The sequence below is a fragment of the Sphingobium sp. TA15 genome (assembly GCF_037101235.1).
GTDB classification, from domain to species: domain Bacteria; phylum Pseudomonadota; class Alphaproteobacteria; order Sphingomonadales; family Sphingomonadaceae; genus Sphingobium; species Sphingobium indicum.
In genome coordinates, this window is record NZ_AP025355.1 from 460,995 (window position 1) to 483,442 (window position 22,448).

General features: G+C 63.2%; 23 protein-coding genes. 22 read left to right on the forward strand and 1 reads right to left on the reverse strand.

What is annotated here, in order from left to right:
* Positions 1-79: 79 nt before the first annotated feature.
* A complete protein-coding gene (locus Sj15T_RS02395) occupies positions 80-739 on the reverse strand; it encodes a DUF72 domain-containing protein (RefSeq protein WP_253720697.1) in 660 nt (219 codons plus the stop codon).
* A gap of 143 nt (positions 740-882) precedes the next feature.
* Here Sj15T_RS02395 and thiE point away from each other — a divergent pair, with 143 nt between their 5' ends.
* The 22 genes from thiE (at position 883) to Sj15T_RS02505 (ending at position 22,440) form a co-directional block, all read left to right on the forward strand.
* Entirely contained in the window at positions 883-1,575 is a 693-nt protein-coding gene (thiE, locus tag Sj15T_RS02400) for a thiamine phosphate synthase (RefSeq protein ID WP_013039715.1), read from the forward strand.
* A 447-nt stretch (positions 1,576-2,022) separates the two neighbouring features.
* Positions 2,023-3,111 (forward strand): L,D-transpeptidase family protein, encoded by a 1,089-nt coding sequence (locus Sj15T_RS02405; protein ID WP_013039717.1) that lies wholly within the window; start codon positions 2,023-2,025, stop codon positions 3,109-3,111.
* On the forward strand, positions 3,108-3,677 hold the full coding sequence (locus Sj15T_RS02410) for a M23 family metallopeptidase (RefSeq protein WP_013039718.1): 570 nt from the start codon (positions 3,108-3,110) through the stop codon (positions 3,675-3,677). Before Sj15T_RS02405 ends, Sj15T_RS02410 begins: the two co-directional genes overlap by 4 nt.
* A 101-nt stretch (positions 3,678-3,778) precedes the next feature.
* Entirely contained in the window at positions 3,779-4,342 is a 564-nt protein-coding gene (gene efp, locus Sj15T_RS02415; RefSeq protein WP_007684847.1) for an elongation factor P, read from the forward strand.
* Between the two features lie 147 nt (positions 4,343-4,489).
* Positions 4,490-5,302: an inositol monophosphatase family protein gene (locus tag Sj15T_RS02420; RefSeq protein WP_007684848.1), complete on the forward strand. Its 813-nt coding sequence runs from the start codon at positions 4,490-4,492 to the stop codon at positions 5,300-5,302.
* Positions 5,303-5,431: 129 nt separating this feature from the next.
* Positions 5,432-5,806, forward strand: a complete 375-nt coding sequence (locus tag Sj15T_RS02425; RefSeq protein WP_007684850.1) for an NADH-quinone oxidoreductase subunit A — start codon at positions 5,432-5,434, stop codon at positions 5,804-5,806.
* Positions 5,797-6,351: an NADH-quinone oxidoreductase subunit B gene (locus Sj15T_RS02430; protein ID WP_007684852.1), complete on the forward strand. Its 555-nt coding sequence runs from the start codon at positions 5,797-5,799 to the stop codon at positions 6,349-6,351. Before Sj15T_RS02425 ends, Sj15T_RS02430 begins: the two co-directional genes overlap by 10 nt.
* Before the next feature lies 1 nt (position 6,352).
* The gene (locus Sj15T_RS02435; protein WP_013039719.1) at positions 6,353-7,246 is read left to right on the forward strand and encodes an NADH-quinone oxidoreductase subunit C; all 894 of its coding nucleotides are present in this window, start codon (positions 6,353-6,355) and stop codon (positions 7,244-7,246) included.
* Entirely contained in the window at positions 7,246-8,481 is a 1,236-nt protein-coding gene (locus Sj15T_RS02440) for an NADH-quinone oxidoreductase subunit D (protein WP_013039720.1), read from the forward strand. The genes Sj15T_RS02435 and Sj15T_RS02440 overlap by 1 nt, the downstream gene beginning before the upstream one ends.
* Positions 8,478-8,894 (forward strand): hypothetical protein, encoded by a 417-nt coding sequence (locus Sj15T_RS02445; protein ID WP_013039721.1) that lies wholly within the window; start codon positions 8,478-8,480, stop codon positions 8,892-8,894. The genes Sj15T_RS02440 and Sj15T_RS02445 overlap by 4 nt, the downstream gene beginning before the upstream one ends.
* Complete coding sequence (nuoE, locus tag Sj15T_RS02450; protein WP_007684858.1) at positions 8,895-9,563, forward strand: NADH-quinone oxidoreductase subunit NuoE; 669 nt, start codon at positions 8,895-8,897, stop codon at positions 9,561-9,563.
* A 154-nt stretch (positions 9,564-9,717) separates the two neighbouring features.
* Complete coding sequence (nuoF, locus tag Sj15T_RS02455; RefSeq protein ID WP_013039722.1) at positions 9,718-11,034, forward strand: NADH-quinone oxidoreductase subunit NuoF; 1,317 nt, start codon at positions 9,718-9,720, stop codon at positions 11,032-11,034.
* Complete coding sequence (locus Sj15T_RS02460; protein ID WP_013039723.1) at positions 11,031-11,762, forward strand: hypothetical protein; 732 nt, start codon at positions 11,031-11,033, stop codon at positions 11,760-11,762. Before nuoF ends, Sj15T_RS02460 begins: the two co-directional genes overlap by 4 nt.
* Positions 11,762-13,792 carry an NADH-quinone oxidoreductase subunit NuoG gene (nuoG, locus tag Sj15T_RS02465; protein WP_013039724.1) on the forward strand — a complete coding sequence of 677 codons (2,031 nt, stop codon included), beginning with the start codon at positions 11,762-11,764 and terminating at the stop codon, positions 13,790-13,792. Before Sj15T_RS02460 ends, nuoG begins: the two co-directional genes overlap by 1 nt.
* Positions 13,793-13,946: 154 nt before the next feature.
* Positions 13,947-14,996, forward strand: coding sequence for an NADH-quinone oxidoreductase subunit NuoH (gene nuoH / locus Sj15T_RS02470; RefSeq protein WP_013039725.1), 1,050 nt, complete (start codon positions 13,947-13,949; stop codon positions 14,994-14,996).
* Positions 14,993-15,478, forward strand: coding sequence for an NADH-quinone oxidoreductase subunit NuoI (gene nuoI / locus Sj15T_RS02475; protein ID WP_007684868.1), 486 nt, complete (start codon positions 14,993-14,995; stop codon positions 15,476-15,478). Before nuoH ends, nuoI begins: the two co-directional genes overlap by 4 nt.
* Positions 15,479-15,641: 163 nt before the next feature.
* Complete coding sequence (locus Sj15T_RS02480) at positions 15,642-16,253, forward strand: NADH-quinone oxidoreductase subunit J (RefSeq protein WP_007684870.1); 612 nt, start codon at positions 15,642-15,644, stop codon at positions 16,251-16,253.
* Between the two features lie 115 nt (positions 16,254-16,368).
* Positions 16,369-16,674 carry an NADH-quinone oxidoreductase subunit NuoK gene (nuoK, locus tag Sj15T_RS02485; protein WP_004211745.1) on the forward strand — a complete coding sequence of 102 codons (306 nt, stop codon included), beginning with the start codon at positions 16,369-16,371 and terminating at the stop codon, positions 16,672-16,674.
* A gap of 6 nt (positions 16,675-16,680) precedes the next feature.
* Entirely contained in the window at positions 16,681-18,729 is a 2,049-nt protein-coding gene (gene nuoL / locus Sj15T_RS02490; RefSeq protein ID WP_013039726.1) for an NADH-quinone oxidoreductase subunit L, read from the forward strand.
* Positions 18,729-20,300, forward strand: coding sequence for an NADH-quinone oxidoreductase subunit M (locus tag Sj15T_RS02495; RefSeq protein WP_013039727.1), 1,572 nt, complete (start codon positions 18,729-18,731; stop codon positions 20,298-20,300). The genes nuoL and Sj15T_RS02495 overlap by 1 nt, the downstream gene beginning before the upstream one ends.
* A complete protein-coding gene (gene nuoN / locus Sj15T_RS02500; protein WP_013039728.1) occupies positions 20,300-21,736 on the forward strand; it encodes an NADH-quinone oxidoreductase subunit NuoN in 1,437 nt (478 codons plus the stop codon). The genes Sj15T_RS02495 and nuoN overlap by 1 nt, the downstream gene beginning before the upstream one ends.
* Positions 21,733-22,440: a biotin--[acetyl-CoA-carboxylase] ligase gene (locus tag Sj15T_RS02505; RefSeq protein ID WP_081440628.1), complete on the forward strand. Its 708-nt coding sequence runs from the start codon at positions 21,733-21,735 to the stop codon at positions 22,438-22,440. The genes nuoN and Sj15T_RS02505 overlap by 4 nt, the downstream gene beginning before the upstream one ends.
* Positions 22,441-22,448 lie beyond the last annotated feature (8 nt).

A 22,448-nucleotide genomic window follows, 5' to 3' on the forward strand; every position in this document is an offset into this window, starting at 1 on the left:
CGCCTTCGGCGGCGGTCCCCCTCCCCATGCTTCGCATAGGGAGGAATTTTGGCGTTCGCTATTGGCCGATGAGGGATGGTCAGTTCCCGCTTCCGATGGCTTCCCTCAGGATGCGCGCGTCGGTGATGGCCTGCGCGTTATAATCATTGTTGAAATAGGCCCAGACGGTCCGGCCTTCGCGGTTCTGCGCCTTCATCCATTCGGCCCAGTCCTCCAGCCTTTCGCGGGAATAGCTGCCGCGATATTTGCCGGTCGTGCCGTGGAAGCGGACATAGGCGGTCGTGCCGACGGCCAGCCGGGGACTGGCCGAGCCGGGCATGTCGTGGACGCAAAAGGCGGCGCCTTGGCGCTCCAGCAGGGCGTAGACCTCGTCCACATACCAGCTTGGGTGGCGGAATTCGAAGACCGGAACCGGATGGCGCGGGGCGATGCGCAGGAAATCCTCCAGCCGGGGCAGGTCCAGCGTGAAATGCGGCGGCAGTTGATAGAGGACAGGCCCAAGGCTGTCGCCGAAATGGGCGAAGGACGCCATCATCCTTTCCAGCGGCTCCTCGCAATCCCTGAGCTTCTTCATCTGCGTCAGATAGCGGTTCGCCTTGGCCGCATAGCAGAAGCCGCTGGGCGCCTGTTCGCGCCATTTGTCGACCGTTTCCGGGCTGGGCAGGCGGTAGAAGCTGTTGTTGATCTCCACCGTGTCGAACTGTTCGGCGTAGAAGGCGAACCAGTTTTTCGCCGCCATCTTCTCCGGGTAGAGGCGCCCGCGCCAATCCCGGTAATTCCATCCTGAGCAGCCGATCCTGATCATGGGGAGGAAACGTGGGCAGGGTGGAATAGGCTCCCCCCTCTTTTCCAATCCGTCCAAAAGCGGCTAAGGCGAGGGGCATGACCGATTTCACCGACGAAGAACTCGCCCTCGATCCGAATTTCGCCGACCGTTTCGAGCAGGGCTTTCGTCCGGCCTGCCAGCTTTACCTGATCTCGCCGCCGGCGATCGGGGCGGACTTTGCCGACAGCCTGGCCGCCGCCTTCGACGGAGGCGGCGTCGCGGCGTTCCAGTTGCGGTTGAAGGGGCTGGACGAAGACGCCGTCGCCCGCGCCGCCGAACCGCTCCAGAAGCTCTGCGCCGAACGGGACGTCGCCTTCATCGTCAACGACAGCATGGCGCTGGCGAAAAGACTGGGCGCGGATGGGGTGCATCTGGGGCAGGGGGACGGCGATCCGAAGGAAGCGCGCAGGTTGCTGGGGCCGTCGGTGCAGATCGGCGTCACATGCCATGACAGCCGTCATCTGGCGATGGAAGCGGGCGAGGCGGGCGCGGACTATGTCGCCTTCGGGGCCTTTTATCCGACGACGACCAAGGAAACCCATTATCGGCCCGATCCGTCGATCCTGGGCTGGTGGACGGCGCTGTTCGAACTGCCCTGCGTCGCCATTGGCGGCATCACGGCGGATAATGCCGCGCCGCTGGTGAAGGCGGGGGCGGATTTCCTGGCGGTGAGCGGGGCGGTGTGGAGCCATCCGGAAGGGCCGCGGGCGGGCGTCGCGGCTTTCGAGGCGGTGTTGGCGCGGAAATGAATTCGCCGTGCTCCTGCGAAGGCAGGAGCCTGGGCAGCGTGGACAAATTCAAGACTTGCCGAACTGAGTGATTTGGGTGGAGAGCGGACCTTCCCCTATTCGTCACCCCTCTCCCTATTCGTCACCCCGGACTTGATCCGGGGTCCCGCTGCCTTGGACGAGGCGCGGCACTCAGAAGGAAAGCGGAACCCCGGATCAAGTCCGGGGTGACGGAAAACTGATGACTGCTATTGGCCATTTCACGACATTTTCGAATTTGTCCACGCTGCCTAGTCCTGCCCTTAGTCGTGAATCATCGCACCGTCTGAACTGGGCTCCTGCCTTCGCAGGAGCACGGTGGGAAAAGCAGGAGCGATGGGAGAGGCAGGAGCACGGTGGCAGAAAGGGGGGTAGGCAGCTTTCCTGCACTTTGCGCGTTTTCTCTTCCATAATCGGGAGAGTATCGCCTTGAAAACCTATGCCTTGATCCTCGCATCGCTATGTTCGGCCTGCAACATGACCGTGACGGACGCAGACGAGAGCGCTCCGTCCAATGCCGCTTCCCCTGAGGGGAAGGGCGCCGCTTCTAAGCCCGCCGATCCCTATGGCTTCGTTATCGTGCCGGAACCGGCGGGATCGCCTGCGCGGGTGGAGGCGGTGTTGCAGGCGCAGGTGGCGTTGGACCGGGCGGGCTTTTCGCCCGGCGTGCTGGACGGGAAGGAAGGCATGTCCTTCACCACCGCGCTCAAGGGTTTTCAGGAAGCGAAGGGCCTGCCGACCACCGGGCGATATGACGAGGCGACGGCCAGGGCGCTGCTGGGCGACCGGCCGCAACCGGCGACATGGCTGGTGAAGATTCCGGCGGGGTTCGCCAAGGGGCCGTTCTTCGCGGTTCCCAAGGATTTGAACGATCAGGCGAAGCTGCCCGCGCTGGGCTATCGCAATCTGCTGGAGAAGCTGGCGGAGCGGTTCCACACCCGGCCGGAGGTGCTGCTCGCCCTTAATCCGCCGAACACGAAGGTCGGCGCGGGCGCCACTATCCGCGTGCCCGCCATCGCCAACCAGCCGGTGGCGCGGATCGAGGGGGATGAGCGGGGCTGGGGCGAAACGCTGGCGTCGCTGGGAGTCGCCAAGGACCAGCCGCAGGCCGACCATATCGTCGTCGACAAGTCGGACGGGGTGCTGAGGGCCTATGATGCGCAGAATCGGCTGATCGCGCAATTTCCCGCCACCATGGGGTCGCAGCATGATCCGCTGCCGATAGGAACATGGGAAATCAAGGGGTTGAGCCGAAATCCTGACTTTCATTATAATCCCGACCTGTTCTGGGATGCGTCCTCCACGGACGAGAAGGCGGTGTTGAAGCCCGGCCCCAACGGCCCGGTCGGCGTGGTGTGGATCGACCTGTCCAAGCCGCATTACGGCATTCACGGCACGCCGGAGCCGCAGACCATCGGGCGGACGGAAAGCCATGGCTGCATCCGCCTGACCAACTGGGACGCGGCGCGGCTGGCGCAGATGGTGCAGTCCGGCGTGAAGGCCGTGTTCCAGCCATGAGGGCGCGCGGTTGGGCCGGAATCGGTCTGGCCGTCCTGTTCTGCGCCGGCCTTCTGAAATTCTGCGTGCGGATCGTCCCCGCCGACGCGCCGGTTTCGATGCCTCCCTCGCGGCCCGCCGCTGCGGATGTGGGGCCTTTGCTGATCCCGGTGGAGGGGGTGCCGCCCACCGCGCTCAGCGACACCTTCGCCCAGGTGCGGGCGAGCGGGGCGAGGCCGCACGACGCCATCGACATCATGGCGGCGCGGGGCAGGGCGGTGCTGGCGGCGGCGGACGGGCGGATCGAAAAGCTGTTCTGGAGCGGGGAGGGCGGGCGGACCGTCTATCAGCGCTCCTCCGACGGGCGGCGCATCTATTATTATGCGCATCTGGACGGCTATGCGCCGGGTCTTGCGGAAGGGCAGGCGGTGCGGCGCGGGCAGCGGATCGCCAGCGTCGGCAGCAGCGGCAACGCCGATCCGGGCGCGCCGCATCTGCACTTCGCGGTGCATGAGATGGCGCCGGGCGAAGCATGGCATGGGGGGCGGCCGGTCAATCCCTATCCCCTGCTGGCCAGGCGGCGATAGGCGGCTGCCCCCTTGCCCTTTCGCCTTCGGCCATGTAAGGGCGCGGCCAGCCTCCAGAGGCCGGCTCTTTTCACCTTCAGACATATAGGCAGGCTCTTCCCATGAAGATCAGCGGCGTCGAGATTCGTCCCGGCAACAACATCGAATATGACGGCAGCCTGTGGCGCGCCGTGAAGATCCAGCATACCCAGCCCGGCAAGGGCGGCGCCTATATGCAGGTGGAGCTCAAGAACCTGATCGACGGGCGCAAGAACAATGTGCGTTTCCGGTCGGCTGAGACGGTCGAGCGCATCCGGCTCGACACCAAGGATTTCCAATATCTCTATGCGGAGGGCGACATGCTCGTCTTCATGGACACGGAAACCTATGAGCAGATCAACCTGGCCGCCGATCTGGTCGGCGATGCCGCCGCCTTCCTGCAGGACGGCATGATGGTCATGCTGGAAATGTATGAGGAACGCCCGATCAGCGTCCAGCTTCCCGAAACGGTCGAGGCGACCGTGGTCGAGGCCGACGCCGTGGTGAAGGGCCAGACCGCTTCGGCCAGCTACAAGCCCGCCATCCTCGACAATGGCGTGCGCGTCATGGTGCCGCCGCACATCGTCACCGGCACGCGCATCGTCGTCGACGTCTATGAGCGCGAATATGTGAAGCGCGCCGACTGATATCGATTCCCCCTCCCGCAGGCGGGAGGGGTTGGGGGTGGGCGGCGAGCGTGAGCGAGCCTTTCCGCCCCTTCCTTTTTTAGAGGGCCGCTGGTGCGGCCGCCCACCCCCGGCCCCTTCCGCTTGCGGGAGGGGGGAGACAAGAAAATGGTATCGCACTCTGGCCTTCTGACCGTCATGGAACGCGCCGCGCGCAAGGCCGGCTCCAAGCTGCGCCGCGACTTCGGCGAGGTCGAGCATCTCCAGGTGTCGCGCAAGGGACCGGCGGACTTCGTGTCCAAGGCCGACCAGCAGGCGGAAAAGACCCTGGTGGAGGAATTGCAGAAGGCGCGGCCCGACTGGGGTTTCCTGCTGGAGGAAGGCGGCGAGATCGCGGGCGATCCCAGCAAGCCGCGCTGGATCATCGATCCGCTGGACGGCACCACCAATTTCCTCCACGGCATCCCGCATTTCGCGATCTCCATCGCGGTGGAGGAGCCGCTCTACGGCGGCAGGCGGGAAGTGACGACCGGCCTTATCTACCAGCCCGTCACCGACGAAAGCTATTGGGCTGAAAAGAGCCGTGGGGCCTGGCGGCACGACCAAAGGCTGCGCGTGTCGGCGCGGCGCGACCTGGGCGACTGCGTGATCGCCACCGGCGTCCCCTTCCTGGGCCATGGCGATTTCGCGCAATGGACGCGCATCTTCGGCGCGGTCGGTCCTTCGGTGGCGGGCATCCGCCGGTTCGGCGCGGCCTCGCTGGACCTGGCCCATGTCGCATCGGGCCGTTATGACGGATTCTGGGAAAGCGGCTTGCAGCCCTGGGACGTGGCGGCAGGCCTGCTGATGGTGCGGGAGGCGGGCGGCTTCGTATCCGATTTCCGCGGCGGCGACCAGGCGATCGAGCGGCGGGAAGTCATCGCGGGCAACGACGCCATCCACAGCAAATTACATAAGTTGGTGGCTGGAGCGCTGCGCTGACGGCCTGCTTTTGGTAGCGTGATCAGGTTGCCGCAATTGTTGCGAATCATTCTCATGCTGCCGGGCCTTGCTTCGCATATGCAGCGGGCTTAAAGCGCGCCTCATTATTCATTGACCCAGGGGATACCGTTGGTCGATCTAGCTGAATATCTGCCGATCCTGATATTTCTCGGGATCGCCCTGCTGCTTTCCAGCGCATTCGTGTTCCTGCCGATGCTGGTAGGCCGCCTGACCGGGGCTCATCAGCCCGACCCAGCCAAGCTCAGCGAATATGAATGCGGCTTTCCCGCGTTCGAGGAGCCGCGCAGCCAGTTCGACGTGCGATTCTACCTCGTCGCGATCCTCTTCATCATCTTCGACCTGGAAGCGGCGTTCCTCTATCCCTGGGCGGTCAGCCTCGACCAGATCGGCTGGGCCGGCTGGGCGACGATGATGATCTTCATAGCGGAGCTGGTGCTTGGCCTCGTCTATGCGTGGAAGAAGGGAGCACTCGATTGGGAGTAGAACTTGAGCGGCCCGCGCCCGGCACCTTGCTGCCCGCGGGGACGCAGCCCGACCAGCATTTCTTCGACGCGCTGAACAGCGAGGTCAGCGACAAGGGCTTCCTGGTCACGTCGACCGAGGAACTGTTCCAGTGGGCGCGCACCGGATCGCTGTGGTGGATGACCTTCGGCCTCGCCTGCTGCGCGGTGGAGATGATCCACGTCAACATGCCCCGATACGACATGGAGCGTTTCGGCGCCGCGCCGCGCGCATCCCCGCGCCAGTCGGACGTGATGATCGTCGCGGGAACGCTGTGCAACAAGATGGCTCCCGCGTTGCGCAAGGTTTACGACCAGATGTCCAATCCGAAATATGTGATTTCGATGGGAAGCTGCGCGAATGGCGGGGGCTATTATCACTACAGCTATTCGGTAGTGCGCGGCTGCGACCGGATCGTGCCGGTCGACATCTATGTGCCGGGTTGCCCGCCGACCGCCGAAGCCCTGCTTTACGGCGTGATGCAGTTGCAGCGGAAGATCCGCCGGATCGGGACGGTTGAGCGTTAATATGGGTCATTCTGCTCCTAGGATCGCGACCATCGACGGGATCGCGCAGGAAATCGCCGGGCTGCTGGGATCGATGCTGGTCGAAACCGTCGACCATGCCGATGAACTGAGCTTCACCGTGGTTCGCGAAAAGCTGGCCGACGCGATGGTCCTGCTGCGCGACAAGGCGCAATATCAGCAGCTTATGGAGATCGCCGGCGTCGATTATCCGGAACGCCCGGAGCGGTTCGAGGTCTGCTACCACCTGCTGAGCGTCACGCGGAATCATCGCGTCCGCGTGAAGGTGTCGACCGACGAGGACAGGCCCGTTCCCACCGTCACGCACATCTGGCCGGTCGCCGGCTGGCTGGAGCGCGAGGTGTTCGACATGTACGGCGTCATCTTCGAGGGCAATGCCGACCTGCGCCGCATCCTGACGGACTATGGCTTCAAGGGCCATCCGCAGCGCAAGGACTTCCCGCTGACCGGCTATGTCGAGATGTGGTATTCCGAAGAGGACAAGCGCGTCGTCTACAAGCCGGTGAAGCTGGCGCAGGATTTCCGCAATTTCGACTTCATGTCGCCCTGGGAAGGCGCGCAATATGTGCTGCCGGGCGACGAGAAGGCCCCGCAGGCGCCCGGCGCGCCGACGCCTGTCGCGGCTCCGCTGCCCGCCGCCGGCGCCGCGCCCAAGGGAGAGCCCAAGGGCGATACGCCCAAGGTGACGGAAAAGACCGCCGAAACGGGCGCCGGCGAACCGGCCAACAAGGAAGCCGCCAAGCCGACCGAGGCGAAGCCGGTTCCCGAAGGCGCCAGGACAAGCGAAGGCGAGGCTGTGGTCGAGCCTGCGCACAACCCCGGTTCGGTAAAGGCCGACCAGGGCCAGGGTGCCGCCAAGCCTGAGGATAAGGCCTGATGTCCGATTATCTGGAAAAGCTGGACCATGTGGTCGACGCGGCGGACCCGTCGCTGGGCGACACGGAAATCCAGAACTACACGATCAACTTCGGCCCGCAGCATCCCGCGGCGCACGGCGTTCTGCGCCTTGTCATGGAGCTGGACGGCGAGATCGTGGAGCGTTGCGACCCGCATGTCGGCCTGCTGCATCGCGGCACCGAAAAGCTGATCGAGCACAAGACCTATTTGCAGGCGCTGCCCTATTTCGACCGGCTCGACTATTGCTCGCCCATGGGCATGGAGCACAGCTATGTGCTGGCGGTCGAAAAGCTGCTCAATCTGGAAGTGCCGATCCGTGCCCAATATCTGCGCGTGTTCTTCGCGGAACTGACCCGCATCAAGAACCACATGCTGAACCTGGGTTCGCATGTCATGGATGTCGGCGCGATGACGCCGAACCTGTGGCTGTTCGAACTGCGCGAAGACTGCATGAACTTCTATGAGCGGGCGTCCGGCGCGCGCATGCATGCGGCCTATTTCCGGCCCGGCGGCGTTCATCAGGACGTGCCGCTGAAGCTGCTCACCGACATTGCCGACTGGCTCGACACCCGCCTGCCGCGCCTGTTCGAGGACGCGATCAGCCTGGTGGCCGACAATCGCATCTTCAAGCAACGCAATGTCGACATAGCTGTGGTCAGCAAGGAAGACGCGCTGAAATGGGGCTTTTCCGGACCGATGCTGCGCGGTTCGGGCATCGCCTGGGACCTTCGCAAGGCGCAGCCCTATGACGTCTACGATCGGATGGAATTCGACATTCCGGTCGGCACCAATTTCGACTGCTACGACCGCTTCATGGTCCGCGTCGAGGAAGTACGCCAGTCCGCCCGCATCATGAAGCAGTGCCTGGCGCAGATGCCGGAAGGTCCGGTGCTCTCGCTCGACACCAAGGTCGCGCCGCCCAAGCGCGGCGAGATGAAGCGCTCGATGGAAGCGTTGATCCACCACTTCAAGCTCTATACCGAGGGCTTCCACGTCCCGGCGGGCGAAGTCTATGTCGCGACCGAAAGCCCCAAGGGCGAATTCGGCGTCTATCTGGTCGCGGACGGCAGCAACAAGCCATACCGCTGCAAGATCCGGCCGACCGCCTTTAGCCATCTTCAGGCGATGGATTTCATGATGAAGGGCCACATGCTGGCCGACACAACCGCTGTCCTGGGCGCCATGGACATCGTGTTTGGAGAATGTGACCGGTGAGCATGTTCATTGCTCTCGCTCTGCTTCAGTCGGCTTCGCCATTATCGGCTGAAGTCGTACCCGCGTCGGCTAAAGCCGTCGTGGATCACATTGATGCTTTATATAAGGGCGATATGGATAGAGCTCTTAGTTTTGTATCTAAAAACGTTGAAAATTCGGTTTCCGATTTAAAATCAAATCTCCATTTTCCATCCGGGCCTATGGTGACGAAGGCAATGTACCTTTCGATGACAAGAAAAGGGACGCTTTCGTTGTCTTCGTTTGATTGTAAGCCGGAAGATGTAGCCGTTCGGTGTGATATGATTTTCGGTGCAGGCAAAAAAAGTCGGAATTATACGATGCGTTATTGGGCTGACGGCGGGCCGATCACACGAGTTTATTCGTGGGAAAATCATGATCGGGAGGCAAAGTGAATGGCTGACGCAGTTCATATCCCGGACGAGGCCGAAACGCGCGCGCGCTGGGGCGCGTTCGCCTGGACAGCCGAAAATGCCGAGCAGGCGAAGAAGGTCATTGCCCGCTATCCCGCCGGGCGGCAGCAGTCGGCGGTGATGCCGTTGCTGGACCTCGCCCAGCGGCAGGTGGGGGCGGAAACGCAGACCCAGGGCTGGCTGCCGGTGCCGGTGATGGAATATATCGCCGACCAGCTCGAAATGCCGTACATGCGCGTTTACGAGGTCGCGACCTTCTACACCATGTACAACCTCGCGCCCGTGGGCCGCTATCATGTGCAGGTCTGCGGCACGACGCCCTGCATGTTGCGCGGATCGGACGATGTCTTCTCGGCCTGCAAGAACAAGGGGTTGGTGAAGGGCGGGACGACGCCCGACGGCCTGTTCACGCTGACCGAGGTCGAGTGCCTGGGCGCCTGCGCCAATGCGCCGATGGTGCAGATCAACGACGATAATTTCGAAGACCTGACCTATGACAGCATGAGCGCGATCCTGGACGATCTGGCCGTGGGCAAGCAGCCCAGGATCGGGCCGCAGATCGATCGGCAGACGAGTTGCCCCGAAGGCGGGCCGACCACGTTGAAAGAGATGGTCGGTGAGAACCATGATTATCGGGGGGAGTGGGCGTGATGGCCGCCGACATTCTCCGTTCGTCCAGAGTAGCCGCTGAGCTTGTCGAAGTGGCGTATCGAAGGACAGATGTTTCGCGTGACCCTTCGATACGGGTCTTCGACTTCGCTCAGCCCCTACTCAGGGCGAACGGGTTTGAGTTTGGAGTGGCCGCATGAGCGATGTCATCGCACCCCTTGCCGACAAGGATCGCATCTTCACCAACGTCTATGGCTTCCAGGACTGGGCCATCGACGCGGCGATGAAGCGCGGCGATTGGGACAATACCAAAAAGCTGCTGGAAATCGGCCAGGACGAGATCATCGAACGCATCAAGGCTTCGGGTCTGCGCGGTCGCGGCGGCGCGGGCTTCCCGACCGGCATGAAGTGGAGCTTCATGCCCAAGGAAAGCAAGGACGGCCGTCCGAGCTTCCTGGTGATCAACGCCGACGAATCCGAGCCGGGTTCGTGCAAGGACCGCGAGATCATCCGCCACGATCCGCACAAGCTGATCGAGGGCGCGCTGGTCGCCGGTTTCGCGATGCGGGCGCGGGCCGCCTATATCTATATTCGCGGCGAGTTCATCTATGAGGCGAAAGTCCTCTTCGCTGCCGTCGAGCAGGCCTATGAAAAGGGCTTCCTGGGCAAGAACGCCTGCGGTTCCGGTTATGATTTCGACGTCTTCGTCCATCGCGGCGCGGGCGCCTATATCTGCGGCGAGGAAACCGCGCAGATCGAAAGCCTGGAAGGCAAGAAGGGCCAGCCGCGCCTGAAACCGCCTTTCCCGGCGGGGGCGGGCCTTTATGGCTGCCCGACCACGGTGAACAACGTCGAATCCATCGCGGTCGCGCCGACGATCCTGCGCCGTGGATCGGCGTGGTTCTCCAGCTTCGGGCGGGAGAACAACAAGGGCACCAAGCTGTTCCAGATCAGCGGCCATGTGAACAAGCCCTGCGTCGTCGAAGAGTCGATGGGCATCAGCTTCAAGGAACTGATCGACCGGCATTGCGGCGGCATTCGCGGCGGCTGGGACAATCTGCTGGCGGTGATCCCCGGCGGGTCGTCGGTGCCGCTGGTTCCAGCGGCGCAGATCATGGACGCGCCGATGGACTTCGATGGGTTGAAGGCGCTGGGTTCCGGCCTCGGCACCGCCGCCGTCATCGTCATGGACAAGTCGACCGACATCGTTCGCGCCATTTCGCGGCTCAGCTATTTCTACAAGCATGAAAGCTGCGGCCAGTGCACGCCCTGCCGCGAAGGCACCGGCTGGATGTGGCGCGTGATGGAGCGGCTGCGCACCGGCGACGCCGACCAGAGCGAGATCGACATGCTGTTCCAGGTGACCAAGCAGGTCGAAGGCCACACCATCTGCGCGCTCGGCGATGCGGCGGCCTGGCCGATCCAAGGGCTGATCCGGCACTTCCGGCCTGAGATCGAGCGGCGGATCAATGAGAATAAGGGTAGCGCCCCCGTCATGGAGGCGGCGGAGTGAAGTTCGCACAGCCCATTATCGGCGCAGTTGTGGTTGGGTTGGCTCTGTGCGGGTCCAAGCCTGCATTTGCGAAAGCGCTGTCATTAAAAGAAATCAATAAGATACGGTCTATCACGGTTCAGTTCGGCGATTGCGTGATGAAGCATAATGCCGCTCTTGGGCGGGCGGTCGTTTTGAGCAATTTGTCGAATGATGTCATCCTGCATAGCGCGTCGCGCCTGATCGATGGAAATTGTTTAAATCGCACGGACGCCGGTATGGGCTCTCAAATGACGTTCACCGGCGATCAATTCCGCTATGCGATGGCGGGCGCATTGGTTCGCATGGATTATCCTGTGCGCCGCCATTTTGATTTTACGAACGTGCTGCCGCTTGTCCATGCTATCCCGAAGCCGGTTGATCCTTCCCTGAAAAAGGGAAGTCGCAAGGCCGCAAAGGCGGAGGAAGAATATGCGAAGGATCGAGCCTTTCTCTTTCTTTCCCGCTTTGGCGAATGTGTAGCCCGTCGCAATCCCGACCGGACACAGGATTTATTGCTCGCGGACATCGGAACGGTGGAAGAAAAGGCCGCTTTCAACGAATTGTCGGCATCGTTGGGAGAATGTCTTGGCGATGGCCAGATGAGCTTCGGTCGGGAGATGTTGCGAGGATCGCTTGCTCTTAACTTCTACAGGCTTGCAGGCGCGCCGTTGGACGCGCGGGTAGTGACCCTGAAGGTGGATAACTAATGCCTAAAGTCAAAGTAGACGGCGTAGAAATCGAAGTCCCGGCCGGGGCGACGGTCCTCCAGGCCTGCGAACTGGCGGGGAAGGAAATTCCGCGCTTCTGCTATCATGAGCGGCTGAGCATCGCGGGCAATTGCCGCATGTGCCTGGTCGAGGTGAAGCCGGGGCCGCCCAAGCCGCAGGCTTCGTGCGCGCTGCCGGCCGCCGAAAATCAGGAGATCTTCACGCAGACCGAAATGGTCAAGAAGGCGCGGGAAGGGGTGATGGAGTTCCTGCTCATCAACCATCCGCTCGATTGCCCGATCTGCGACCAGGGTGGCGAGTGCGACCTGCAGGACCAGTCGGTCGCTTACGGCAAGGGCAGCAGCCGTTTCGACGAGAATAAGCGGGCCGTCACCGAGAAATATATGGGTCCGATCGTCAAGACGGTCATGACCCGCTGCATCCAGTGCACCCGCTGCGTGCGCTTTGCCGAGGAAGTCGCGGGCGTGCCGGAAATCGGCGCCATCTATCGCGGCGAGAATATGCAGATCACCACCTATCTCGAACATGCCGCCAAGAGCGAGCTTTCCGGCAATGTGGTCGATCTCTGCCCGGTCGGCGCGCTGACGTCCAAGCCCTATGCGTTCGAGGCGCGTCCCTGGGAATTGAAGAAAACCCACGCCATCGACGTGATGGACGCGGTCGGCACCAACATCCGCCTCGACAGCCGGGGCCGTCAGGTGCTGCGCGCCGTGCCGCGCATCAATGACGACGTGAACGAGGAGTGGGCGAGCGACAAGACCCGGCACAATGTCGACGGTCTGGTGCGCAAGCGGCTCGACAAGCCCTATGTCCGCAGGGACGGCAAGCTGGTTCCGGCGACCTGGAATGAAGCCTTTGCGGCGATTGCTGCCGTCAAGCATGGCGGGTCGGTCGCGGCGCTGGCGGGCGACCTGCTCGATTGCGAGACGATGTTCGCGGGCAAGGCGTTGGTCGAGAAGCTGGGCGGATCGCTGCTCGAAGGGCGTCAGACCGGCCTTGCCTATGACGTGTCGAGCCTTTCCGCCGTCAATTTCAACAGCACCCTGGCCGGGATTGAAACCGCCGATGTGATCCTGCTGGTCGGCACCAACCTGCGCTGGGAAGCGCCGCTGGTGAACACCCGCATCCGCAAGGCGATCAAGAAGGGCGCGAAGGTCTTTGGCATCGGTCCGCAGGTCGACCTGACCTACAAGGTCGAATGGCTGGGCAATGACGCGTCGTTGTTGGCGAAGCTGCCCAATGCGGTGGTCGAGGCATTCGGCAAGGCGGCGCGTCCGGCGATGATCGTGGGTGGCGGCGTGCTGGCCAAGGACGGCGCGCATGGCGATACGCTGGCGCTGGTCGAGACGCTGGGTCTTGTGAAGGAAGCCACTTCGACAGGCTCAGGACAGGGCTGGAACGGCTATAATGTCCTGCACTTCGCGGCGGCGCGCATGGGCGGGCTGATGCTCGGCTATGCGACCGACGGCGGCGTGAAGGCGGTGGCTGCGGCCAAGCCCAAGCTGCTCTTTTCGCTGGGCGCGGACGAGGTCGACTATTCGGCCTTCCCGGACAGCTTCAAGGTCTATGTCGGCCACCATGGCGACAAGGGCGCCCATGCGGCGGACGTGATCCTGCCGGGCGCCAGCTATGCCGAGAAGGCGGGCACCTACGTCAATCTGGAAGGCCGGGTGCAGCGCGGCGAAAAGGCCGTGTTCGCGCCGGGCGACGCCCGCGAGGACTGGTCGATCCTGCGCGCCTTGTCTGAAGTGCTGGGCGCGACCCTGCCTTTCGACAGCTTCGAGCAGCTTCGCGCCGAAATGGCGAAGGCGGTTCCGGCGCTGGGCGTCGAGGGTCTGGCCGATTATGGCTGGTCCGTCCCGTCGCTGCCGACCGGCGCGAGCGGCGAATTCGGTTCGCCGATCAAGGATTTCTACCTGACCAACGCCATCTGCCGCGCCAGCCTGACGATGCAGCAATGCTCGGCGGAACTGATCCATGGGCAGACCTATGCGGAGGCGGCGGAATGATGATAGCGCATAAACCTCCGTTCGTCCTGAGCTTGTCGAAGCCTGTCCTGAGCGCCTGCCTTGCCTTGCGGGCAGCCGAAGGGGGCTGCACTTCTCTTCAAGAAGGACTGGGCTTCGACAAGCTCAGCCCGAACGGTTCTGGGGTCGGGGAAGCATGACCGCCTTTTTCCAAAATCTCGGCCTGCCTTTCGAGGGCGCCTGGCTGCTGTCGACCGTCGTCGGCATTTTGGTGATCGCCCTGCCGCTGATGCTGGCGGTGGCGATGATCATCTATGCCGACCGCAAGATCTGGGCGGCGATGGCGCTGCGGCGCGGTCCGAACGTCGTCGGCCCCTTCGGCCTGCTCCAGTCCTTCGCGGACGGCGCAAAGGTGTTCCTGCAGGAAACCATCATCCCGTCGGCCGCCAACCGCGCCCTCTTCCTGATCGCGCCGATCATCACCTTCACGGTGGCGCTGATCGCCTGGGCGGTGATCCCGTTCCAGGTCGGCGTGGTGGTCGCCAACATCAATGTCGGCCTGCTCTACATCCTCGCGATCAGTTCGCTGGGCGTCTATGGCATCGTGCTGTCGGGCTGGGCGTCCAACTCCAAATATCCCTTCTATTCCGCGATCCGCGCCAGCGCGCAGATGATCAGCTATGAAGTCTCCATCGGCTTCATCCTGGTCTGCGTCGTGCTGTGGGCCGGCAGCTTCAACCTGACCGCCATCGTGGAAAGCCAGCGGGGCTATTACGGCTTCCTGAACGGCAACGGTTTCAACCCGCTGCTTTTCCCCATGTCGATCATGTTCCTGGTGTCCGCCATGGCGGAGACGGGCCGCGCCCCCTTCGACCTGACGGAAGCGGAATCGGAACTGGTCGCCGGTTATCAGACCGAATATTCGTCCATGGCCTTCGCCCTGTTCTGGCTCGGCGAATATGCGAACGTGATCCTGATGTGCGGCCTGAACGCCATTCTGTTCTGGGGCGGATATCTGCCGCCGTTCGACTGGGCGCCGCTTTATCTGGTGCCGGGCATCATCTGGTTCCTTGCCAAGATCCTCTTCTTCTTCTTCGTCTTCTCCTGGGTGAAGGCGACGGTGCCCCGTTACCGCTATGACCAGTTGATGCGGCTGGGCTGGAAAATCTTTCTGCCGACCTCGCTGCTGTTCGTCTTCCTGGTTTCGGGCTTCCTCATGCTGACGCGCTATGGAGGCGCACAATGAGCCTCGGTTACTACGTCAAGAGCTTCACCCTCTGGGAGTTCGTGAAGGCGCATGCCTTGACCTTGAAATATTTTTTCAAGCCCAAGGCGACGATCAACTATCCCTATGAGAAGAACCCGATTTCGCCGCGCTTCCGGGGGGAGCATGCGCTGCGCCGCTATCCCAACGGCGAGGAGCGCTGCATCGCGTGCAAGCTGTGCGAGGCGATCTGCCCGGCCCAGGCCATCACCATCGAGGCGCAGCCGCGCGACGACGGCAGCCGCCGCACGACGCGCTACGACATCGACATGACCAAGTGCATCTATTGCGGCTTCTGCCAGGAAGCCTGCCCGGTGGATGCCATCGTCGAGGGGCCGAATTTCGAATTCTCCACCGAAACCCGCGAGGAGCTGATCTACGACAAGGCCAAGCTCCTTGAAAATGGCGACAAGTGGGAGCGGGCAATTGCCGCGAACCTTGCCGCCGATGCGCCCTATCGGTAATGGGCGTGCGGAATCTCCAAGAGCCGTTCGGCCTGAGTAGGGACCGAGCTTGTCGAGGGCCCGTATCGAAGGCACTTAGCGCGTCCTTCGATACGCTGCTTCGACAAGCTCAGCAGCCACTCAGGATGAACGGGGTAGGGGCCGAGGGGGCCGAGCAAATCCAATGATCCATGTAATCGCCTTCTACCTGTTCGCCATATTGGTGGTCAGCAGCGGCGCGCTCACGATATTGTCGCGCAATCCGGTCCATTCAGTCCTCTGGCTGATCATGGCCTTCTTCAACGCGGCGGGGCTGATGGTCCTGCTGGGCGCTGAATTCATCGCGATGCTGCTGGTCATCGTCTATGTCGGCGCGGTCGCCGTGCTGTTCCTGTTCGTGGTCATGATGCTCGACATCGACTTTGCCGAACTGCGCGCCGGTTTTGTCGATTATCTGCCCTTCGGACTGCTGATCGCGCTGGTGCTGCTGGCGGAGATCGTGCTGGGCATCGGCCTGTGGAGCGCCGGTCCCATCGAACTGGCGCAGCGCGCTGCGCCGGTGAACCCGGAGCTTTCGAATATCCAGGCGATCGGGGCACTGCTCTACACCCGCTACATCTTCCTGTTCGAGGCGGCGGGCATCGTCCTGCTGGTGGCGATGATCGGCGCCATCGTGCTGACCCATCGCGCCCGCGGCGGCGTGCGCGGGCAGAATGTCGCGAAGCAGAACCGCCGCCGTCCCGAAGACGCCGTGCGCAACGTCAATCAGCCAGTCGGGCAGGGGGTGGAGCTGTGATCGGCCTTAGCGTTTACCACTCGCCGTTCGTTTCGAGCGCAGTCGAGAAACGTATCGCGCAGCCCTACCGTGTCTCGACTTCGCTCGACACGAACGGAACGAAGGGGAGCAAGGCATGATCGGCCTTCAACATTATATGGTCGTCAGCGCGATCCTCTTCGTGATGGGGGTGCTGGGCATCTTCATCAACCGCAAGAATGTCATCATCATCCTGATGGCGATCGAGCTGATCCTCTTGAGCGTGAACATCAACCTCGTCGCCTTCAGCGCCTTCCTGGGCGATCTGGTGGGGCAGGTATTCAGCATGTTCGTGCTGACCGTCGCGGCGGGTGAGGCGGCCATCGGCCTTGCCATCCTCGTCATCTACTTCCGCGGTCGCGGCACCATCGCCGTCGACGACGTCAACCGGATGAAGGGCTGAAGCTCGATGATCCAGCTTATCGTCCTTCTCCCGTTGCTGGCTGCCGCCATCGCCGGTCTTGGCAACAAGGCCCTTGGCAAGCTGCCCGCCAAGATCGTCACCACCGGCGCGCTCTTTGCCTCCTGTGCGATGAGCTGGCCGATCTTCATCAGCTTCCTGACCGGCCATGCGGAGCCTTATGTGGCCCCGGCCTTCACCTGGATCCAGTCGGGCAGCTTCGACGCCCAATGGGCGCTGCGGGTCGACACCATGACCGCGGTCATGCTGGTGGTCGTCACCAGCGTGTCCAGCCTGGTCCACCTCTATAGCTGGGGCTATATGGAGGAGGAGCCGGACCAGCCGCGCTTCTTCGCCTATCTGTCGCTCTTCACCTTCGCGATGCTGATGCTGGTGACGGCCAACAACCTGCTGCAGATGTTCTTCGGCTGGGAAGGGGTCGGTCTGGCCTCCTATCTGCTGATCGGCTTCTGGTTCCGCAAACCCTCCGCCAACGCCGCCGCGATCAAGGCGTTCGTCGTCAACCGCGTCGGCGACCTTGGCTTCATGATGGGCATTTTCGGCACCTATCTGGTGTTCAACACCATCTCCATCCCGGAAATCCTGGCGGCCGCGCCCTCCATGGCCGGTTCGACCATCGGCTTCCTGGGCCATCGTTTCGACACCATGACCGTGCTTTGCCTGCTGCTGTTCATCGGCGCGATGGGCAAGTCGGCGCAGCTTGGCCTCCACACCTGGCTGCCGGATGCGATGGAAGGTCCGACCCCCGTGTCGGCGCTGATCCACGCGGCGACCATGGTGACGGCGGGCGTGTTCATGGTCTGCCGCCTGTCGCCGATGTTCGAGGTTTCCCCGACGGCGCTGGGCTTCGTGACCTTCATCGGCGCTGCCACCTGCCTGTTCGCGGCGACGGTGGGCACGGTGCAGAACGACATCAAGCGCGTCATCGCCTATTCGACCTGTTCGCAGCTTGGCTACATGTTCTTCGCGGCGGGCGTGGGCGCTTACGGCGCGGCGATGTTCCACCTCTTCACCCACGCCTTCTTCAAGGCGCTGCTGTTCCTGGGCGCGGGTTCGGTCATCCATGCGATGCACCATGAGCAGGACATGCGTTACTATGGCGCGCTCAGGAAGGAGATTCCGATCACCTTCTGGACGATGACGCTGGGCACTCTGGCGATCACGGGCGTCGGCATTCCGCTCGCCGGCTATGGTTTCGCGGGCTTCTATTCGAAGGACGGCATTCTGGAAGCGGCCTATGCTTCGGGCGGGGCGGGCGTCGGCGCCTATCTGGTCGGCGTGTTCGCGGCGTTGCTCACCAGCTTCTATAGCTGGCGTCTGGTGTTCCTGACCTTCTTCGGCAAGCCCCGCTGGGTCGCTTCGGAACATATTCAGCATGCGGTTCACGGCCATCATGAATCTCCGGAGGAAGAAACCGGGGATGACGGCCATGGCCATGACGATCATGGTCACGGCCATGAGCAGACCGGCACGGCGGGCTATCATCCGCATGAAAGCCCGTGGGCCATGCTGATCCCGCTGGTGGTGCTGAGCCTGGGCGCGGTGTTCGCTGGCTTCCTCTTCCACGATCAGTTCATAGGGCCGGAGGGCGGCATCGAGTTCTGGAAGGGCGCCCTGGCGTTCGACAGCCATCTGATGCACGCCGCGCATGAAGTGCCGACCTGGGTCAAGTTCGGTCCGTTCACGGTGATGCTGACCGGGCTGGCCATCGCCTGGCTGGCTTATCTGAAGTTCACCGACTGGCCGCGGCGTTTCGTCGCGACCTTCGGCGCGTTGTACCAGTTCCTGCTCAACAAATGGTATTTCGACGAGCTGTACCATTTCCTGTTCGTCAAGCCCGCCTTCGCCATCGGCCGCTTCTTCTGGAAGTTCGGCGACGTCGGCTTCATCGACCGCTTCGGACCCAATGGGCTCGCCGCGCTGGTCGTGCAGGGCAATAAAGTCACCCGTCGGCTTCAGTCCGGCTACCTCTATACCTACGCGCTGGTGATGCTGATCGGCCTCGCCGCGGCCGCAACCTGGGCGATGACACGATAATGGACGGCTTCCCCATCCTTTCCCTGATGATGGCAGTGCCGATGGCGGGGGCCATCGCCTGTCTGTTCGCAGGCGCCAACCAGGCCCGCTGGATCGCGTTGCTGGCTACGCTGGCCGATCTGGCGCTGGGCGTCATCCTCTGGATGAATTTCGACCAGTCGGGGGCGGCCGCACAATGGCAGTTCCAGGAATATGCGCCGATCTTCGGCCGGTTCGCCTGGGCGCTGGGCATTGACGGCATCGCGCTGTTGCTGATCGCGCTGACCGTCTTCCTGATGCCGATCTGCATCGGCGCGAGCTGGATCGCCATCGAGAAGCGCGTGCCGGAATATATGGCGGCCTTCCTGTTCATGGAGGTGCTGATGATCGGCGTCTTCACGGCGCAGGATCTCTACCTCTTCTACATCATGTTCGAAGCCGGCCTGATCCCGATGTACCTGATCATCGGCATCTGGGGCGGCGCGGACCGCATCTACGCTTCGTATAAATTCTTCCTCTACACGCTGCTCGGATCGGTGCTGATGCTGATCGCGATGATGTGGATGGTGCATGAAGCGGGGACGACCGACATCCCGACGCTGATGGCCTATAATTTCGATCCGCATATCCAGACATGGCTGTGGCTGGCCTTCTTCGCCAGCTTTGCCGTCAAGATGCCGATGTGGCCGGTCCACACATGGCTTCCCGACGCGCACGTCCAGGCGCCGACGGCAGGGTCGGTCATCCTGGCGGGCGTGCTGCTGAAGATGGGCGGCTACGGCTTCATCCGCTTCTCCCTGCCGATGTTTCCGGAAGCCTCAGCGCAACTGGCGCCGCTGGTCTGGGGCCTGTCGATGGTCGCGGTGGTCTATACCAGCCTCGTCGCGCTGGTTCAGTCGGACATGAAGAAGCTGATCGCCTATTCGTCGGTCGCGCACATGGCCATCGTCACCATCGGCCTGTTCGCCTTCAACCAGGCTGGGCTGGAAGGCGCGATGATGGTGATGCTGGGCCATGGCCTGGTGTCGGGCGCGCTGTTCCTGTGCGTCGGCGTCATCTACGACCGGCTCCACACGCGGGAGATCAGCCGTTATGGCGGCCTCAGCATCAATATGCCCAAATATGCGGTGCTGTTCATGCTGTTCACCATGGCGTCGGTCGGCCTGCCGGGCACCAGCAACTTCGTCGGTGAATTCCTGTCGCTGATGGGCATTTACCAGGCGTCTAGCTGGGTCGCGCTGGTCGCCACCACGGGCATCATCCTGGGCGCGGCCTATATGCTCTATCTCTACCGCCGCATCTGCTACGGCGAACAGAAGAATGCGGACGCGGCCGCCATGCCCGACCTGTCGGCGCGTGAAATCTGGCTGCTGGCGCCTATCGCCGCGGCGGTGCTGTGGATGGGCGTCTATCCCGAAAGCTTCCTGGCGCCCATGCGTCCGGACATTCGCGCCCTGGAAGCCCGCCTCGCTCCTGCCGCTCCGGCGGGAGACTCCAAGATCAAGATGGGCGCGTCCAAGCCTGTCGAGGACGCCCATCATGAAGAAGCCCCTGCATTGTCTCACGAAGAAGCGTCGGGGGAGGCGCACTGATGATTGATTCCGCTTCCCTTCTGGCGGTCCTGCCGGAACTGGTCCTGACCGCCGGCGGCCTGGTCCTGATGCTGGTCGCTGCCTATGGCGGCGACGCGACGGCGCGGGTCGTGAACTGGCTGTCGGTGTTGACGCTGGCCATTGCAGGCCTGTCGCTGTCCACGTCGCTGGCGCATGGGCCGGATGCCTTTGACGGGCTGGTGCGCGCCGATGCCTTCTCCGTTTTCGCCAAGGCGCTGATCTATGGCGCGGCGGCCGCGGCCATCCTGCTCGCCCCGCGCTATTTCTCGGTCGGCGGCGCGCCGCGCCCCGAATATCCGGTGCTGATCCTCTTTTCTTCGATCGGCATGGGCATGATGGTGTCGGCGGGCGACCTGCTGACGCTCTATGTGGGCCTCGAAATGCAGAGCCTTGCCGCCTATGTGCTGGCGAGCTTCATGCGGCAGGACGAGCGTTCGTCCGAAGCGGGCCTTAAATATTTCGTCCTGGGTTCGCTGGCGAGCGGCATCCTGCTCTACGGTTCGGCGCTTCTCTATGGCTTTACCGGCAGCACCGGCTTCGACGGCATCGCGGTCGCTCTGGCCGACGGCGTGTCGAAGGGCGAACTGTTCGGCCTGGTGTTCGTGCTGGCGGGCCTTGCCTTCAAGATCAGCGCCGTGCCCTTCCACATGTGGACGCCGGACGTCTATGAAGGCGCGCCGACGCCGGTCACGACCTTCTTCGCCAGCGCGCCCAAGGTGGCGGCCATCGGCCTGACCGTCCGCGTCGCGATAGAGGCGCTGGGTCCGGCGGGCCTCGACTGGCAGCAGGTGGTGATCTTCGTCGCGCTCGCCTCGATCCTGTTCGGCGCGGTCGCGGCCATCGGCCAGACCAACATCAAGCGGCTGATGGCCTATTCCTCCATCAACAATGTCGGCTTCGCGCTGATCGGCCTGGCCTGCGGCACGCCCGCGGGCGCGGCGGCGACGATGAGCTATATGGCGATCTATGTCGTCATGACCATTGGCGGCTTCGCCTGCATCCTGCAGATGCGCGACGTGGAGGGCCGTCCGGTCGAGACCATCGCCAGCCTTGCGGGCCTGTCGCGTTCGCGCAAGGGGCTGGCGGCGGCGCTGGCGATCTTCATGTTCTCCATGGCGGGCATCCCTCCGCTCTTCGGCTTCTGGGCGAAGTTCCTGGTGTTCGACGCGGCGGTCGCGGCGGGCCTGACGGCGCTGGCGGCCTTCGGCATCGCCATGTCGGTGATTGGCGCCTTCTATTATCTCAAGATCATCAAGACGATGTATTTCGACGAGCCGGCCGCGCCCTATGAAGCGCGGGGCGGAGCGGTGGAGAATGTGATCCTGACGGCCTGCGCGGTGGTGATCATCTTCGGTTACTTCCTCAATCCCGTCCTCGACAAGGCGAGCGCGGCGGCAGCGGCGTCGCTGTTCTGACCGAGCTTCGCTTCGTCGAGGAGACCGGCTCCACCAATGCCGACATGCTGGCCTTGGTCGGGCAGGGCGCATCCGAAGGCTGCTGGCTGCGCGCCGCCCGCCAGACCGGCGGACGCGGGCGCATGGGGCGCCATTGGGAAAGCCCGGAAGGCAATCTCTATTGCTCGACCGTGATCCGCCTGCGCGATGGCGACCCGTTGCCCTTTACGCTGGCCCTGGTCGCGGCCAATGCCGTCCATGCGCTCGTCGCGCCGCTTTGCGCGGGGCAGGCGCGGATCAAATGGCCCAATGACGTGCTGGTCGATGGTGCCAAGATCGCCGGCATCCTGCTGGAACGGGCCGGCGATGCCGTTGTCGCCGGGATCGGCATCAATGTGACCGGACATCCGGTCGGGCTGGACCGGCCGGCGACCAGCCTGTTCGCGCAAGGCGCCCCGGATGCCGACGCGGCCGCCCTGCAGGTCCGCCTTGCGGAGCTGTTCGCCCATTGGCTGGCGATCTGGCGGGCGCAGGGGCTGGATCCGGTACGCGCCCACTGGCTGGCCAACGCCCATCCCGCCGGCACGCCGATGCGCGTCGCGCAACCCGATGGCGAAACGATAGAGGGCAGTTTCGACACGCTCGACCGCGATGGCATGCTGATCCTGCGCTTGGCGAATGGCGAGAGCCGTGCCATTCATGCCGGCGACATCCTTCTCATCTGACATCGGGG